We start from the raw sequence: 16,944 nt of genomic DNA, 5'->3' as shown, positions 1-16,944 counted from the left end.
CCGTGCAGGTTTTTTGTTTTAATGCATGCCAATATCTATGCACGCCACATACAAGCTCCATCCGCCTAATTTAACTTGTTGCCAAGGTACTTCCACACTCGCCCCATTGGCTCTGAATGGCGCAGTTCATCTCAACCCATCGGCTAAACCTCGAGCTGCACCTCGCTTAATGGACTCGCATGCCCTAATACAACGGCTCGCAAAGGCTAACAAGCACGAACACATGCAATAACACAGTGTTAAGTGAGCAAAATCTAAGCTCGAAACGTCAACATGACCTTATTTTCATCAATAAAACATCGCAAGGGATCTTTAGCCCAGTTATAATCCGCCAGTTAATTGCAGCGCGACCATGCGCCACAAATTCTAAGGAGATACCTTCCATGCCCGGTTTTGAATTATTTGGTCCAGAAGAAAAGCAAGAAGTCGCCGATGTGATGGAGCACGGCTTTACCTTCCGTTATAACTTCGACCATATGCGTAATGATCGCTGGAAGACTCGCGATATGGAGCAACTGCTCTGCGAGAAAATGAATGTTAAGCATGCTCACCTCTTATCTAGCGGTACTGCTGCGCTGCAAACAGCCTTAATGGCGGCAGGCATTGGTGCTGGCGACGAAGTTATCGTGCCACCTTTTACCTTTGTTGCTTCTGTAGAAGCGATTTTCATGGCCGGTGCTGTGCCAATTTTTGCCGAAATCGACGAGACACTGTGTCTATCACCAGAAGGCATTGAAGCGGCGATCACCCCACGCACTAAAGCAGTGAACTTAGTACACATGTGTGGCTCTATGGCCAAGATGGACGAAATCAAAGCCGTGTGCGCTAAACACAACATCGTATTGTTAGAAGATGCTTGCCAAGCCATTGGCGGCAGCTACAAGGGCCAAGCCCTAGGTACTATCGGTGATGTAGGTTGTTACTCTTTCGATTCTGTTAAAACCATCACCTGTGGTGAAGGCGGCGCGGTGATCACCAATAACACCGAAATCTACGATCACGCCCATATGTTCTCCGATCACGGCCATGACCATATTGGTAAAGACCGTGGCGCCGAGTCACACCCAATTATGGGTCTGAACTTCCGTATCTCTGAAATGAACGCGGCCTTAGGTTTAGCCCAGTTACGTAAACTCGATACCATTATCGACATTCAACGTAAAAACAAAAAAGTCATTAAAGAAGCGATGGCGAGCATTCCTGAAGTCAGCTTCCGCGAAATCCCCGATCCAGAGGGTGATTCAGCTGGCTTCTTAAGCTTTATGTTACCAACAGAAGCACGTACCCAAGAGATCAGCAAAAAACTGGCTGAGAATGGCGTTGACGGTTGCTTCTACTGGTACGTGAACAACTGGCATTATCTGAAAAACTGGAAACACATTCAGGAGCTTAAGGCCCCTGCTGCGTTGCCAATCACATTAATCGCCGACAGACCTGACTATACTCAAATTTCTGTGCCGAAATCTGATGCCATTATGAGCCGCACTATTTCCATGCTCATTAAATTGTCTTGGACCGATGCTCAGATTGCCGAGCGTATTGAAAACATTAAGAAAGCATTTGCCCAATAATTAAACGGGAGTTTTTGCAATGAGTTTTAAAAATTTTAAAGTAGTTGAAAAGATGATCTTCGGTCGTGGCTCCTTCGCACAATTAGACGAAGTATTAGCTGCACAGCGTAAGGCCGACGATGACTTCGTGGTATTTTTAGTCGATGACGTTCACCAAGGCAAACCACTCGAAGCACGCATCCCAGTGAAAGCCCAAGACTTACTGATTTGGGTTAACGTAGATGATGAGCCAAGCACAGTGCAAATCGACACCCTGACCGAGCAAGTTCAAGCCTTCAACGGCAAACAACCGGTTAGCGTCGTCGGTTTAGGTGGCGGTTCAACCATGGACGTCGCAAAAGCGGTATCACTGATGCTGACCAACCCAGGCGGCTCTGCCATGTACCAAGGTTGGGATTTAATCAAAAATCCAGCGGTTCACCACATTGGTATTCCAACGATTTCAGGTACGGGTGCTGAAGCGTCACGCACCGCAGTATTGTGTGGTCCAGTGCGTAAACTGGGTCTGAACTCAGATTACACAGTGTTTGACCAAATCATCATGGACTCTGAGTTAATCGAAGGTGTTGAAACTGACCAATGGTTCTACACAGGTATGGATTGCTATATCCACTGCGTTGAATCATTAGAAGGTACCTTCTTAAACGAATTCTCTAAGTCATACGCCGAAAAAGCCATGGAGCTTTGCCGCCAAGTGTACTTAGAAGATCACCCAGAAAAAGACGACAAGCTGATGATGGCGTCATTTATGGGCGGAATGAGTATCGCTTACAGCCAAGTAGGTGCATGCCACGCGGTATCTTATGGTCTGTCTTACATCCTCGGCTACCACCATGGTATCGGTAACTGTATCGCCTTCGACGTGTTAGAAGAATTCTACCCAGAAGGTGTAGCTGAATTCCGTCTGATGATGAAGAAGCACAACATCACTCTGCCGAAGAACATCTGTAAAGATCTGCCAGATGAAACCATCGCGAAAATGGTTGCCGTGACTAAGAGCATGGGTCCATTATGGGCAAACGTGTACGGCCCAACATGGGAAGAGAAAGTCACTGACGAAATGTTGACTGCCCTGTTCCGTCGCATTTAAGCTCTCAAGCAGATGACAAGGGCTCGTTGTGAGCCCTTTTGTCTATCTACACTGCATATCTTTGATAAATTAGGATAATTTAATGAATGTGACTCTGTTAATCCCGGCGCGTTACGGTTCAAGCCGCTTCCCGGGCAAGCCCTTAGCCCCGATTAACGGCAAGCCGATGATCCAACACGTGTACGAACGCGCGTCGTTAGCCAAAGGCCTCACCAATATTTATGTTGCAACCGATGATGAGCGTATCAAAAGCGCCGTAGAAGGCTTCGGTGGCAAAGTGGTCATGACCAGCCCTGATGCGGCATCGGGCACAGACCGTATCAATGATGCGATTAACCAATTAGGTTTGAAGGATGACGATTTAGTCATCAACCTTCAAGGCGACCAACCCCTAATCGACCCCACTTCCATCGAGCAAGTGATCAGCCTCTTCGAACGCCATCCAGGCGAGTTTGAAATGGCGACCCTCGGCTATGAAATTGTCAACAAAGCCGAGCTCGACGATCCTATGCATGTGAAGATGGTGTTCGATAACGACTACTACGCGCTGTATTTCTCCCGCGCACGTATTCCCTTCGGGCGCGATACCAAAGATTATCCAGTTTACAAGCACTTAGGCGTGTATGCTTACACCCGCAGATTCGTGCAAGCCTTCGCCGCCCTCCCCTTAGGTCGTCTCGAAGATCTGGAAAAATTAGAGCAGCTACGTGCCCTAGAACATGGCCATAAGATCAAAGTCGCCATCAGCGCCTTCGACTCAATCGAAGTTGACACGCCGGAAGATATTCGTAAGTGTGAGCAGCGTTTAGCCGTTGATTAATCAGGGCGTTGCTCAATAAGGAGTTGTCATGTCGAGCTTAGAAGTGTGGATCATTATTATTTTGGTGGTGGGTGTGATTGCCAGCAATCTTGCCGCACTGAAATACAGTGCCAAATTCAAACTGCCACAGTTTGGTCAGCACGATAAAGAAAAGCAGTTAAAGACCGATAATCGCGCGAATTCCTCACCCGATGCCGATAAGTCTGCGGATACGGCGATTGAAAATCGTGATAAATCAACCCAAGTTGAGCAAGATAAACCCTAAGCGAATCGCTTTACTCCTCTGATTTATCCATCAAAAAGGCGCAATAGCGCCTTTTTTGTGGGTGAGAAATAATGTTTCGGTATAGCTTGGCGTATACGCCCAATCTTTCACAGCAAAGATGAAGTATTGAATTATCAAGAATAATACTCGCCACTAAAATGCGTCAGGAAAAGAACAGCCTCATGTATTGAAGTTTTATACAAATCGAAGCAAGACCGCGTGGAAAGGCAAAAAAGCGTGTCAGGACGTCAGCTGTATCAGGTGAGTTTCGAGTAAAAATGTCTATGGGTTAACGCCCACATTTAGCGAGTAAAGCCGCGCAGTGGGTTGACATCGTCGCCAGCGCTTTTTGCTGGCGATAAAATTTGATGATTAGCAGACGGCACGGCTCATGTAGTAAAACCGATCATCTTCACTTGTTAAACCAAACCCTTGTCTCTTATACAAATGAACGGCAGGGCTATTTTTAAACACTTTAAGCTTCAAAATGTGAGAACCATGCTCTTTAGCCAGACGTTCCGCCTCAGCAATAGCGATTGAGCCAATCCCACGATTCTGGTAACTCTGATCCACTTGCAAATCTCGTAACCAGCACGCTTCAATGTCAAAAGATAATCTAACAACACCAACAAGCTTTTCTTCAAATAAAATATCAAAGTTCACAAGATCTTGTGTCATTTGCTCAATCTGAGCTTCATCCCAATCTACAGCGTATTGTGCATAATATGGCAGCATATTCGACAGAGTAAAATATGCTGCTTTTGCTAAATCCTTAGCTGGTCTAAATGTAACCACCGATCTAGTCTCCTAACGTCGCGCTCTGCTGTAAATTGGTCCGACAGTAGCGCTTTGTTATAGCATTTTCCTCAGATATTGAGCTCAACAACCGTGTTTACTATTTCATCGTACTCTTCACAGATTACACGAACGACAACCGTATGCTTTCCCTCTATTAGAGGGACTACCATATACTCATCATCGAACGTCATGTGTCTTGTATGAAGCAGGCTATCGATCTTTATCGTGATTTTTCTTCCTTCCAACTTTGTCCACCAACGTTGATTAATAGGGTGGATATTCGGAAAATCAAATTCGGGACGAACTAAATTTGTAAGGCCCATCAATTCATTTCCGAGACCAAACCTAGAATGTAAACCTGATAACGCAGTGGCTTTAGCATTCAATTGCTCTACGTATTTTGCTTGAGCGCGTTTTATTGGATTAATTGGGATAGGGCTTTTCGGCTCACTATGTTTTTCACCAGTTTCGTAGATAAGAATCCCCTCTGGAAACTCGATATCTACATACACATTGCTTGCTTTAGCGGAACCGTTATTGGCGACATCTATGACCAGCGCAGAAGAATAATTTTTAATCTTATAAAGCGTTTCACACTTCTTGTTGTAATCTTCTAAATCCTGCTGACTAGGGATAGAGTTATTGTATTTTTCAATGTCTTGCTCTGAAACAAACTCTAGCAGATGCGCCTCAATACTATCGAATCTCAATGGCTCAGGCATTTGAGTCGTTCTATATGAATTGAAGTGTTCATCAATAGCCGGGGGTACTATATCGATTCCCATAGCCGGAAGCTTAGATGATATTTTTGACTCAAGATCCATCACTCTTTCTCTGAGCTCTCTGTTCTCCTTGCTAAGAGCCGTCAGTTCCTTAGAAAGAGCCTCATCGGCATGGGCCTTATCTCCTCTAATCCACCCTATGCCAGGTTTTTGCATAATCTGTTTCATTAATGAAATCGAAACACTTTTTATAAGCTGATCTTTTGTTTCCCAAAATTGGGCCATTTTTGAGTTGGTTAAAACCAACTCCCTAAATTTATTGATTTCTGAGAGATCATCATCCCGCTTATCCCTTGACAAGGACACGGTGTCTTTCATCACAAATGCAAGGATCGGTATATTTTTGTCTAGTGCATACTCATATTCCTTTTGAGTAAAACTAATTCCTTCAGATGTTTTTGACCCATATCTCAGACCCAAAACAAGAACGTAATAGTCGCTCACCTCTATGGTTCTTCTAATTATTTCCCATTGATCTTCATCTTCAGCACTGAACATCTCCATGCCGATGGGTATATGGTACATCTCCAAGATAGCCTTAATGATACTTTCCCGTTCTTCTGCTAAATCAGAGTAAGTTGAGCTTAAGAAAACTTGATACTTTATTGATTTCAAGGCTACTCCTAGATATTTCAACGACCGCTATAACATTTTTTAGTGCACATGAGCGTTTAGCACATTGGACCAGTGAAAACGTGAACAATTAACTATCTGTATGCAAAGAACTTATCAGCACTCTGTTAAATATACCATCTGGAAAAACGCGCATGCGCGTTTTCCAAACCTATTATCTAATCCATGAATTTATAGATAACTGATTTAAAAGGCATTTACTTATAAAAATGTGAGAACACGCAAGAAGATAGGATGAAAATTTTTAGGTGAGATAATCTACTTTCGAATGCACCACAGACAATTTGTTAACTCATTTTGGGGCTGAAACAAGTCCGAAAAGGCGATAGCGAACTAAATCCCGCCTATGCCACATACGGATTTATCTACGCCATAAAAAAGGCCAAGTGTGGAGAGCACTTGGCCTTTGGCTGGAGATGGAATATGACTCGAGTTTAGAAGCCTTCAACCCCTGCCATATCGGGAAGATGGTGAGCAATCCCTTTATGACAATCGATACAGGTTTTCTCACCACTGGCCAAGGATGTCGAGTGCATCTGGGCGGCGCGTGGTGACTGTCTGGTAAAGTCCATGTAGGTAAAGTTATGGCAGTTACGGCACTCGAGCGAGTCGTTTGCCTTTAACCGTTCCCATTCATGTTCGGCCAGCTCGCGACGTTTGTTCTCAAACTTTTCGCGGGTATTGATGGTACCAAACACTTTACCCCACACTTCTTTCGATGCCTGCATCTTACGGGCAATCTTATCGGTCCAGTTGTGCGGTACGTGGCAGTCAGGACAAGTCGCACGCACACCACTGCGGTTCGTGAAATGGATAGTCGACTGTAACTCTTGATAGACGTTATTTTCCATTTCGTGGCAACCGATACAGAAGGCTTCTTTGTTGGTGGCTTCAAGCGCGGTGTTAAAGCCCCCCCAGAAGATCACCCCCGCCACAAAGCCACCTAAGGTTAAAAACCCTAAACTATAGTGCACACTCGGACGATTGAGAACTTGCCAGATCTTTTTGAGTTTATCTAACATGCTGACTCCTAGTGTGTTTTCTGCTCAGTGTTGGCTTTAATCAGATGATCCATATCCACAAAGTCGTTCTCGACCAGTAATTTGGCATCCAGTTGCGGCACATGGCACTGAGTGCAGAAGTAACGTCTTGGCGAAAGCTCGGCTAAGAAGTTGTTATCCCTATCCATATAGTGAGTCACGCTGACCATAGGCGCTTGGGAATCCCCCGTGCGGTGTCTAGCATGGCATGACATGCACTTGTTGACCTTAAGATCGAGCTGATAGCCGTCGATCTTGTGCGGGATCACCGGTGGCTGCATCGGGTAGTTACGCATCTCTTTGATATCTTTGTTCAGCACCGCCTGCATCGCGGGCGGAGTAGGCTCAACGTTGATTGGCGCTTGGCGCAAAGTATCAATTCTGTCCTCTGGAATGCTCGCCGCAGTCACGCTGGGCATCATCAGGGTGGAGAAGGCAAGCACACTGAATGCTGAGACTAATTTGAATGTTTTCATCCTGTACTCCTTATACCTTGACGATTTTCACGGCGCATTTCTTAAAGTCGGTTTGTTTTGACAGTGGGTCTGTCGCATCCAAGGTGACTTTGTTAATGAGCTGACTGGCATCGAACCAAGGTACGAACACGAGTCCCACAGGCGGTTTGTTGCGGCCACGGGTTTCGACACGGGTTTTGATTTCACCGCGGCGAGACACCACGCGCACTTCGTCACCACGGCGTAAACCGCGTTTTTTCGCATCTTCTGGGTGCATAAAACACACGGCATCCGGGAAGGCACGGTAAAGCTCTGGCACGCGTTGAGTCATCGAACCTGAGTGCCAATGCTCGAGCACCCGTCCGGTGGATAACCACATATCGTATTCGGTGTCTGGCGACTCTGCAGGCGGCTCGAAGGGCAAGGCATAAATCACTGCGCGGCCATCGGGTTTACCGTAGAACTCAAAGCCTGATCCAGGTTTGACATAAGGATCGCTGCCCTCACGGAAACGCCATTTGGTTTCTTTACCATCGACCACCGGCCAGCGAATACCATGGGCTTCGTGGTAGGCATCGAAAGGTGCTAAATCGTGACCATGGCCACGGCCAAAGGTGGCGTATTCTTCAAACAGGCCTTTTTGGACATAGAAGCCAAAGTGTTTCGCCTCGTTGTTCAAATACTTAGGATCGGTATCGGCCAGCGGGAACTTATCGACATTGCCGTTTTTGTACAGCACTTCAAATAAGGTTTTGCCCTTAAATTGTGGATTCGCCGCTAAGACTTCCTTCGACCAGACTTCGTCGGTCGTAAAGCGCTTAGAAAACTCCATCAACTGCCACAGATCCGAGTGGGATTCGCCCGGCGCCTGCACCATTTGATGCCAGAATTGAGTACGACGCTCGGCATTACCATAGGCGCCCTCTTTCTCAACCCACATGGCGGTTGGCAGAATTAAGTCCGCAGCCTGAGTCGTGACTGTGGGATACGCATCGGATACCACAATAAAGTTGGCAGGATTACGATAGCCTGGTAAGCCTTCCTCGTTGATGTTCGGCCCCGCCTGCATATTGTTGTTCACTTGCACCCAGTAGCAGTTCAAGTCGCCATCTTTTAAGCGGCGGTTTTGCTCGACGGCGTGATAACCGGGTTTTGGCGGAATAATGCCACTGGGGATCTTCCAAATTTCTTCGGCGTGTTTTCTATGCTCTGGGTTTGTTACCACCATGTCGGCAGGTAAACGGTGTGAGAAGGTTCCCACTTCGCGAGCCGTACCACAGGCAGAAGGCTGACCGGTTAACGAGAATGGGCTGTTACCGGGAGTCGAAATCTTACCTGTCAGTAAGTGGATGTTATAAATCAGGTTGTTACACCACACACCGCGGGTATGTTGGTTAAAGCCCATGGTCCAGAAGGACGTGACTTTAGTCTCGGGATCGGCATAGAGTTTGGCTAACTCGATAAGTTTAGCCTCAGGCACGCCCGACATCTTGCTGACCTTCTCCACCGTATATTCGGCGACAAAAGCCTTAAAGGTATCGAAATCAATCGGAGTCGAATCCCCTGCCGTTTTCACGTTTTTGGCTTTCTGCTCCAGCGGATGGGTTGGACGTAAACCATAGCCGATATCCGTGGTACCTTGGTGGAAGTTCACGTGCTTCTTCACAAAGTCCCAGTTCACTTTATCGTTTTGAATGATGTAGTTGGCGATAAAGTTTAGGATGGCTAAGTCGGTTTGTGGCGTAAATACTATCGGTAAATCCGCGAGATCGAAGGAGCGATGCTCAAACGTCGAGAGAACTGCCACCTTCACATGGGATGCGCTTAAACGACGGTCAGTCACTCGAGTCCATAAAATCGGGTGCATTTCGGCCATGTTGGAGCCCCAAAGCACAAAGGCATCGGCCGCTTCCATATCATCGTAACAGCCCATAGGCTCATCGATACCGAAGGTACGCATAAAACCGACAACGGCTGACGCCATACAGTGGCGCGCATTCGGGTCGATGTTGTTAGAACCAAAGCCTGCCTTCATCAATTTAACCGCGGCATAGCCTTCCCAAACGGTCCACTGACCCGAGCCAAACATCCCAACTGCAGTCGGGCCTTTGGCTTTTAAGGTTTCTTTCCATTTTTGCGCCATGATATCGAAGGCACTGTCCCAGCTGATGGGGGTAAACTCACCGTGCTTGTCATACTTGCCGTCGGTCATTCTCAGCATTGGCGTAGTCAAACGATCGCTGCCGTACATAATTTTCGACAGGAAGTAACCTTTAATACAGTTAAGACCGCGGTTCACTTCACTGTTTGCATCGCCGTGGGTGGCAACCACTTTGCCCTCGCGGGTCGCGACAATCACAGAGCAGCCCGTACCACAGAAGCGGCATGGGGCTTTGTTCCACTCTAATTTGGTTTGTTCTGAGCTGGTGATTAAATTGCTCGCCGATGCCGGCAGCGCTAAGCCTGCGGCGCCCGCTGCAGCAATCACCGCATTGGCTTTGATAAAGTCACGTCTATTCATGTTCATTCTTCACCCTCTTCGAGCTCTTCACTCTGGTGGTAAACCATAGTGGCGGACAAGACGCCAGGAATGGCATTAATCTGTTCGATACCGTCCATCAAGGCACGTTGGGAGTCACCTTCAAGTACGACGACGAGTTTCACTTCGTTATTGACAGAGAGTTCGGCATTTTCAATCGCCATAATGTGTTGCCTAACATCCGCCATTTTTTGTGGCATGACTTGCACCACTAGACTCGTGATATGAAGCTCTTTGCTCATCCGACACTCCGCTTATTCATGCTGTTGTTATTGTTCTTTAGGCCTCAACCTGCACCCGGTGGGCCGGTGAAGATTTGGCTAAACCATATGGCAAATCCCAATCCACTCACCAACAACACGGATAAGAGGGGGGCGAGAAATACGGTTAAAAAGATAAAAATTTTCAGTTCTAAGGATTTTTCTGCTGCGCTGTTAGCACTCATGCGTCCTCCAAGAGGTTCGTTCCTGTGATGGATTGCTCTGACCAATGCAGGATTTATAGGTATCTCAATTACATCTTTGATCCACGAAATGATCATAGCGTTAAGGTGTTAACAAACTGTATACCTCCAAATCGGTAAACCCTTTGATGCTTGATCCAGATCATCAATTTGGCGATAGATTTAGTTAGATCATGGTTTTTAAGCGTTTTTTTAGATTGTAAATCGATTGATTGGTTATATTTTTTTATTAACCAATTGCTAAAGCATGGAAAAAATATAGGCGCTCAGCAAGTAAAGCGCACAAGATTTAAACAAAATATTCCTTAAGGAGTATTAGGGGATGGTAAAGGAAGGCACAAATTACCGATTATCCACGGCAAAATCGGCTTAACATCTTCGTCAAAGTGTTAACTCACTCAAGAGACAGCCAAATCCCCTACCGTATTGGCTAACTGACCACGCAAATTTGAGGTTTTTAATATCGCCATTAGGGCCAATTTACTCGCCACCGACTTTGCCCTTTGGGGTTAGCCTGATAGCCCATAGCGAAAATCTATGCAGTAAGGGGCAAGTCTGTCGTGGCTAATGGTAGTTAGGTGAAAATGAACAATAAAAAAGCCGAACCCAAAGGTTCGGCTTTTAATGCTAAAGATGACGCGTTACGCTCAACTCACTGAATCTACAGATTCAATCCGTAATGTATCAACATCATTAACTCAGCAGGATATGGTTTAAGATACGCTTCTCCGAGATGGGATAAGCCGTTCCCAGCGCCTGTGCAAAGCAAGACACCCGATACTCTTCAATCATCCAACGGGCTTCAATCAGTGCCGCAGGTACGGGCTGTGAGCGCGGCACTTTGGCAAGTTGCGCCGCTAAGGCCTCCTGCACTTTAGTGATACTCTGCATATGCAAACGGTCACGGGTCGGATCCACAGGCAACTTATCGATACGGGTTTCAATCGCCTTTAGGTAACGCGCCACATCCGCTAAGCGATTCCAACCACAGGCTTCGACGAATCCCTTAAACACTAATTGGTCTAATTGGCTTTGAATATCACTCATCGCAAAAGCGATATCTAAGCTAATTTTACCCTTAGTCCGCTTTTTAATGCCCTGATAGAGCGTCAAAATCTGCTCCACTTTTAGGGCGATTTGCTCAGCCGTTGGATTCAGCTCTTGGCGTACCCAATCCTTGGCCTGTTCGAACTGAGTGGCATCGCGTACATCCAGCGCCTTTTCATCAAGCAATTGCTGCACGGCTGCGGCAATGATGTCATCAATCAGAATTTGCACTTGGCCAAATGGATTGAAATACATTGCCAGCTTTGCCTTGTTCGGCAGAGCCTGTTGCAGGTGTTTTACTGGCGATGGAATGTTGAGCAACAGCAGACGACGAAGCCCCTGACGATGCGCCGCCTGCGCCTCAAATTCATCATCAAATAATTTGATGGCAACTGAGTCTTTATTATCAATCAGCGCGGGGAAAGCCCGCACTTGATAGTTGCCCTTACGCTGTTCAAATTGTTTTGGTAAGTCGCCAAAGGACCACTCGGTGAGCGCTTCTTTCTCAATGCCCTTATCCGCTACTTGACGAATCGCCTTAGCGACCACGCCCTGTAACTCGGCCTTTAAGGTATCGAGTACCCGCCCCTGTGCGACTAATTTGCCCTTGTCGTCCTCAATCTTAAAGTTCATTTGCAAATGCGCGGGCATCTGCGTGACATCAAAATCTTCAGGATTGACGCGGGTGCCACTCATACGCAAAAGCTGTTTGCACATGGCGTCGAGTAAACTGGCGCTAAAGGGCTGCATTGCTTGCACGCAGGCTCGGGCATAATCGGGCGCAGGCACAAAGTTACGTCTTAGTCCTTTAGGCAAAGACTTAATCAGGGCGACGCATTTCTCCTCACGCATCCCCGCCACCAGCCAATCGAAATCCGTATCATCGATTTGATTGAGTAGTGCCACTGGAATATGCACAGAAACGCCATCATCACTCGCTGCAGGATCAAAGTGATAACTCAGTTGCAAGCGAATATTGCCCTTGTGCCAAGTGTCGGGGAAATCGAGCGCCGAGATATGATCGGCACTGCGCTGCATCAATAGTGACTTATTAAAATCGAGTAAATCGGGTTGAGTTCGGCGCGCTTCTTTCCACCAGCTAAAGAACTTAGGCGCGTTATAGATGCCTTCGGGAATGCGCGGCTCGTAAAAGTCCATCAACACTTGTTCATCGACCAAAATATCGCGGCGACGGGACTTGTGCTCGAGCGCTTCGACATCCTCTAATAGCTTTTGGTTAGCGATAAAGAAGGCTTCTTTGGTTTGTAATTGCCCTTCGGCGAGCGCGCTACGGATAAAAATTTCCCGCGCTTCAACAGGATTAATCGGCCCGTATTGCACGCGGCGGCGATGCACCACGGTCAAACCGTAAAGCACTTGGTTTTCAAAGGCAATGACACTGCCCTGTTTTGCCTCAAAATGCGGCTCGAGGTGATTCTTTTTAATCAGATGCGCCGCTAACGGCTCGAGCCACTCTGGTTCAATTTTGGCGCAGCAGCGCGCAAACAGCTTAGAGGTTTCGGTAAGCTCCGCCGCCATGATCCATTTCGGGCCTTTTTTCGCCAGCGGTGAACCTGGGAACACAAAAAACTTACGATTGCGTGCACCTAAATATTCGTTGTTATTGTCCTTAAAGCCGATATGACTCAGCAGGCCAGATAACAGCGCACGGTGCAGCGCATCGTAGTTGGTTGGCGTCTCGTTTAAGCGCCACTTTAAATCGTGAACCGCTTGTTTTAGCTGAGTATATAAATCCTGCCATTCGCGCACACGCAGGTAGGCTAAGTACTCGTCGCGGCATTTTTTACGGAACTGGCTGGCGGATAATTCCTTTTGCTGCTCTTTTAAGTGCTGCCATAGGTTCACCCAACTGACAAAATCTGAATGGGGATCGGCAAAACGGCGATGGGCCTCATCGGACGCCTGCTTTTTATCCATGGGACGCTCGCGGGGATCTTGAATCGACAGACCCGCGGCAATCACTAACACTTCCTGCAAGCAGCCCAGCTGATGACTCTCCACCACCATACGCGCTAAACGCGGATCCACCGGGATCTGCGATAACTGACGCCCAAGCGGCGTTAACACGATATTGCCCTTCTGCTGCTTAACGGCTTGCAATTCCTCAAGCAGTAAGAAGCCATCGCGAATATGGCGCGGATCGGGCGGCTCAATAAAGGGGAACGCCGCAATATCGCCAAGGCCGATGGCGAGCATCTGCAAAATAACCGAGGCTAAGTTGGTGCGTAGGATTTCGGGATCGGTAAACGCGGGACGACTGTTAAAATCCGCCTCATCGTATAAACGAATACAAATACCCGGGCCAACACGGCCGCAGCGGCCTTGACGCTGATTGGCACTGGCCTGTGAAATGGGCTCGATGGGCAGGCGCTGCACCTTAGTGCGATAACTGTAACGGCTGATCCGCGCTGTGCCTGGGTCAATAACATAACGAATACCAGGGACGGTGAGCGATGTTTCCGCCACGTTAGTGGCAAGCACGATGCGACGCCCAGTATGGCTGCTGAATACCTTGGACTGCTCGCCGTAGGAGAGGCGCGCATACAGCGGCAAAATCTCGGTATCGCGGTAATTGCGACGGTTAAGCTGCTCGGCGGTATCACGAATTTCGCGCTCGCCGTTCATAAAGATCAGAATATCGCCCAAGCCTTCGGCGACTAATTCGTCAACGGCAGCAAAAATCCCTTCGATTTGGTCGAGATCCGCTTCGGTATCTTGCACCAACGGGCGATAACGGGTTTCCACCGGATACGTCCGGCCAGAAACTTCGATAATAGGTGCATTATTGAAATGCTTAGAAAAACGCTCAACATCGATAGTCGCCGAGGTGATGATAATCTTAAGATCGGGGCGTTTTTTCAGAATTTGCTTGAGGTAACCCAAGATAAAATCGATGTTGAGGCTGCGCTCGTGCGCCTCGTCGATAATGATAGTATCGTATTGATCTAAATAGCGATCCGAGGTGAGCTCCGCCAGTAAAATCCCGTCAGTCATCAGCTTGATATAGGATTCGCTCTTTAAGGCATCGGCAAAACGCACCTTAAAGCCCACCACTTCGCCGAGCGGACTTTGTAATTCTTCAGCAACACGTGTCGCCACGCTACGCGCCGCTAATCGCCGCGGCTGGGTATGACCAATAAAGCCGCGACTACCAAGGCCCAGTTCTAAACAGATTTTCGGGAGCTGAGTGGTTTTACCTGAACCGGTTTCACCCGCAATGATCACCACTTGGTTTTCACTGATGGCTTTAGCGATCTCTTCGCGCATGCCGCTAACGGGCAGATTATCTGGATATTGGATTTTCGGGCGCGCCTTAAGGCGCTGCTCGACCTTTTCGAACGCTGCTTGCGCCTGCTCTGCAAGTTTGGCTAACTCTTGGGTTTTCTTATCAGAATCGACTTCTTCATTGAGCTTAAATAAACGGCGGCGGATCCGCGAGGCATCACTTTGAAAGCACTGCTTGAGAAAGTCGCTCGATAACGGATGTTTGTCAGAGTTCAAAACCAAATTCCATTGCTAGCATCGAAAACAGCGATCCTAGCAAGGAACGGGATGTATTGGTACGACTAATTTGGCCTCAAAAGGATGAAAAATAGGCAAATTAATCACCTTTTGAAAGGCTTAGCGCTTAGGCGGGTGCTAAGTAACATTGCTGCATATACACATTCATGGCGCGCAGCACATTCGTGCGGTTAATGGTGCCGACGACTTTACCCTGCTCGACCACGGGATAAATCTTAGGTTTAGAGCCAAGCATTTGCTCTGCTAATTGCAAAATGCTGTCATCGGGACCGACATACAAGACTTCGGTGCGCATGCAATCTTTTACCACTGAGGTCATATCACAGTGATAACTGCTCTTTAGCATCACGGCTAAACAATCTTGCTGGGATAAAAAGCCCACTAAATCGCCGTTATCATCCACGACAGCAGCACCCATCTTGTTATTGTCTAACAGTTTTTCAACCGCAGTGGCCAGCGACATATTGGCGCGTAGCAATACGGGTTGACGATCCATATGGTCGCGTATTTTTATTGAATCCATAGCAATCTCCCCAATCTATCCTTTACCAACTCAACTCGGCTTACGCTTTGAGTCTAGTCAAAATCTCGCAAGTGGTAAGCGATTAATATCGATTGGAGTTATCTATTTACTCAGCGGAAAGGAAATTGGGCGGATAAAAGCGGTGATTTAGAGGGGTAACACTGGGCCTACAAACGCCATTTTGAAAAGGATGGCTTAGAGATATTGCCTTAGCGCATGTTAAGCGCGCTAAGGCAATAGGCTGTAACCTTATTGGTCCTGCCAAATCATCACTTGGGCAGGCTCGCCATTACTACGGGTAGCGCGGTACATGCCTTCGGTGTTAAATGGCGTGGCAATATTGCCCCTGTGGTCGACAGCTATCACACCTCCAGAGCCACCAGCGGTGATAAGGCGTTGATTAATCACTTCATCTGCCGCTTGAATAATGGATTTTTGCTGGTATTTCACCTTAGCGCAGATATCGCCCGCCACTTGGTAGCGAATAAAAAACTCACCGTGGCCCGTGGCCGACACAGCGCAAACGCCGTTTTCGGCATAGGTGCCAGCCCCAATCACGGGCGAGTCTCCAATGCGACCAAAACGCTTGGCCGTCATACCACCAGTAGAAGTACCCGCCGCTAAGTTGCCGTTTTTATCTAAGGCGACAGCTCCAACGGTACCAAATTTATAATCGAGATCTTTCATCTCAATACCCGCAATTTGATCTGATTTTTCAGCCGCCTGCAGTTTTTGTCTGGCATCGAGTAATTGTTGATAACGGGCATCGCTATCGAAATGGCTATTAGGTACCAGTTTAAAACCTTGGGTTAAGGCAAACTCCTCGGCGCCTGCGCCCGACAGCATGACATGCTCTGACTTATTCATTACGGCTAAGGCCAAATCGATGGGATTAGCGATATGGCGCACACCCGCTACGGCGCCCGCATTCATGGTTTTACCATCCATAATCGACGCATCTAACTCGTGGCCGCCATCATAGGTGTAAACCGAACCGACACCGGCGTTAAACAGCGGGCTGTTTTCTAATACATTGATAGCGGTTTGCACCGCGACTAAGCTATCACCGCCCTGCTCAAGCACTTTTGAGCCTTTGTCGACGGCTTCTTTGAGCTTGTCTTTATAGGCCTGACGCAGCTCTGGCGTGAGGTTGGCCTTAGAAATCGTGCCAGCGCCACCGTGGATCGCAATGGCAAAAGGTTTTTCATTCGCTTGGGTATTTTCTGACATAAAAAGTGCACTCGAGAGAATTAAACTAAAGGTCGCTAATTTTATTTTCATTATTTACATCCCCTTAAACAGTAACGTCCTTTGTAACCATTTCAATGACTAATTTCAATCATCTCCTTGCCTGTTGCGCCTATTCTGGCGACAA

General features: G+C 47.5%; 14 protein-coding genes. 4 read left to right on the top strand and 10 right to left on the bottom strand.

Features of this window, described 5'->3' with window-relative positions; all coding sequences use genetic code 11:
• The first annotated feature begins 383 nt into the window (after positions 1–383).
• The 4 genes from kdnA to N7386_RS10045 all read left to right on the top strand — a co-directional run bounded on the left by kdnA (position 384) and on the right by N7386_RS10045 (position 3,746).
• Positions 384–1,571 (top strand): 8-amino-3,8-dideoxy-alpha-D-manno-octulosonate transaminase KdnA, encoded by a 1,188-nt coding sequence (gene kdnA, locus N7386_RS10060; RefSeq protein ID WP_011716906.1) that lies wholly within the window; start codon positions 384–386, stop codon positions 1,569–1,571.
• Between the two features lie 19 nt (positions 1,572–1,590).
• Complete coding sequence (gene kdnB / locus N7386_RS10055) at positions 1,591–2,661, top strand: 3-deoxy-alpha-D-manno-octulosonate 8-oxidase KdnB (RefSeq protein ID WP_011716905.1); 1,071 nt, start codon at positions 1,591–1,593, stop codon at positions 2,659–2,661.
• Between the two features lie 82 nt (positions 2,662–2,743).
• Positions 2,744–3,481, top strand: a complete 738-nt coding sequence (gene kdsB / locus N7386_RS10050) for an 8-amino-3,8-dideoxy-manno-octulosonate cytidylyltransferase KdsB (RefSeq protein ID WP_011622622.1) — start codon at positions 2,744–2,746, stop codon at positions 3,479–3,481.
• A 28-nt stretch (positions 3,482–3,509) separates the two neighbouring features.
• The gene (locus N7386_RS10045) at positions 3,510–3,746 is read left to right on the top strand and encodes a DUF2897 family protein (protein WP_086903492.1); all 237 of its coding nucleotides are present in this window, start codon (positions 3,510–3,512) and stop codon (positions 3,744–3,746) included.
• A gap of 372 nt (positions 3,747–4,118) precedes the next feature.
• Here N7386_RS10045 and N7386_RS10040 read toward each other — a convergent pair whose 3' ends face one another.
• The 10 genes from N7386_RS10040 to N7386_RS09995 all read right to left on the bottom strand — a co-directional run bounded on the left by N7386_RS10040 (position 4,119) and on the right by N7386_RS09995 (position 16,850).
• Positions 4,119–4,541, bottom strand: coding sequence for a GNAT family N-acetyltransferase (locus tag N7386_RS10040; RefSeq protein ID WP_126513059.1), 423 nt, complete (start codon positions 4,539–4,541; stop codon positions 4,119–4,121).
• Positions 4,542–4,612: 71 nt separating this feature from the next.
• Positions 4,613–5,941 (bottom strand): DUF4062 domain-containing protein, encoded by a 1,329-nt coding sequence (locus N7386_RS10035; protein ID WP_126513058.1) that lies wholly within the window; start codon positions 5,939–5,941, stop codon positions 4,613–4,615.
• 452 nt (positions 5,942–6,393) lie between these two features.
• The gene (locus tag N7386_RS10030) at positions 6,394–6,981 is read right to left on the bottom strand and encodes a cytochrome c3 family protein (RefSeq protein ID WP_011626281.1); all 588 of its coding nucleotides are present in this window, start codon (positions 6,979–6,981) and stop codon (positions 6,394–6,396) included.
• An 8-nt stretch (positions 6,982–6,989) separates the two neighbouring features.
• Positions 6,990–7,475, bottom strand: coding sequence for a nitrate reductase cytochrome c-type subunit (locus N7386_RS10025; protein WP_279768248.1), 486 nt, complete (start codon positions 7,473–7,475; stop codon positions 6,990–6,992).
• Positions 7,476–7,485: 10 nt separating this feature from the next.
• The gene (gene napA, locus N7386_RS10020) at positions 7,486–9,975 is read right to left on the bottom strand and encodes a nitrate reductase catalytic subunit NapA (protein WP_279771007.1); all 2,490 of its coding nucleotides are present in this window, start codon (positions 9,973–9,975) and stop codon (positions 7,486–7,488) included.
• Positions 9,976–9,977: 2 nt separating this feature from the next.
• Positions 9,978–10,235 carry a chaperone NapD gene (locus tag N7386_RS10015; RefSeq protein WP_011716899.1) on the bottom strand — a complete coding sequence of 86 codons (258 nt, stop codon included), beginning with the start codon at positions 10,233–10,235 and terminating at the stop codon, positions 9,978–9,980.
• Positions 10,236–10,279: 44 nt separating this feature from the next.
• Entirely contained in the window at positions 10,280–10,438 is a 159-nt protein-coding gene (locus tag N7386_RS10010) for a nitrate reductase (protein ID WP_011716898.1), read from the bottom strand.
• Positions 10,439–11,149: 711 nt separating this feature from the next.
• Positions 11,150–15,031, bottom strand: coding sequence for an ATP-dependent RNA helicase HrpA (hrpA, locus tag N7386_RS10005; protein WP_279768245.1), 3,882 nt, complete (start codon positions 15,029–15,031; stop codon positions 11,150–11,152).
• A 121-nt stretch (positions 15,032–15,152) separates the two neighbouring features.
• A complete protein-coding gene (locus N7386_RS10000) occupies positions 15,153–15,569 on the bottom strand; it encodes a CBS domain-containing protein (protein ID WP_011716896.1) in 417 nt (138 codons plus the stop codon).
• Between the two features lie 249 nt (positions 15,570–15,818).
• Complete coding sequence (locus tag N7386_RS09995; RefSeq protein WP_279768241.1) at positions 15,819–16,850, bottom strand: isoaspartyl peptidase/L-asparaginase; 1,032 nt, start codon at positions 16,848–16,850, stop codon at positions 15,819–15,821.
• Positions 16,851–16,944 lie beyond the last annotated feature (94 nt).

Source organism: Shewanella sp. GD04112 (assembly GCF_029835735.1).
Classification (GTDB): domain Bacteria; phylum Pseudomonadota; class Gammaproteobacteria; order Enterobacterales; family Shewanellaceae; genus Shewanella.
The sequence above is the reverse complement of the archived record's forward strand: the minus strand, read 5'-3'. Positions and strand labels throughout refer to the sequence as shown.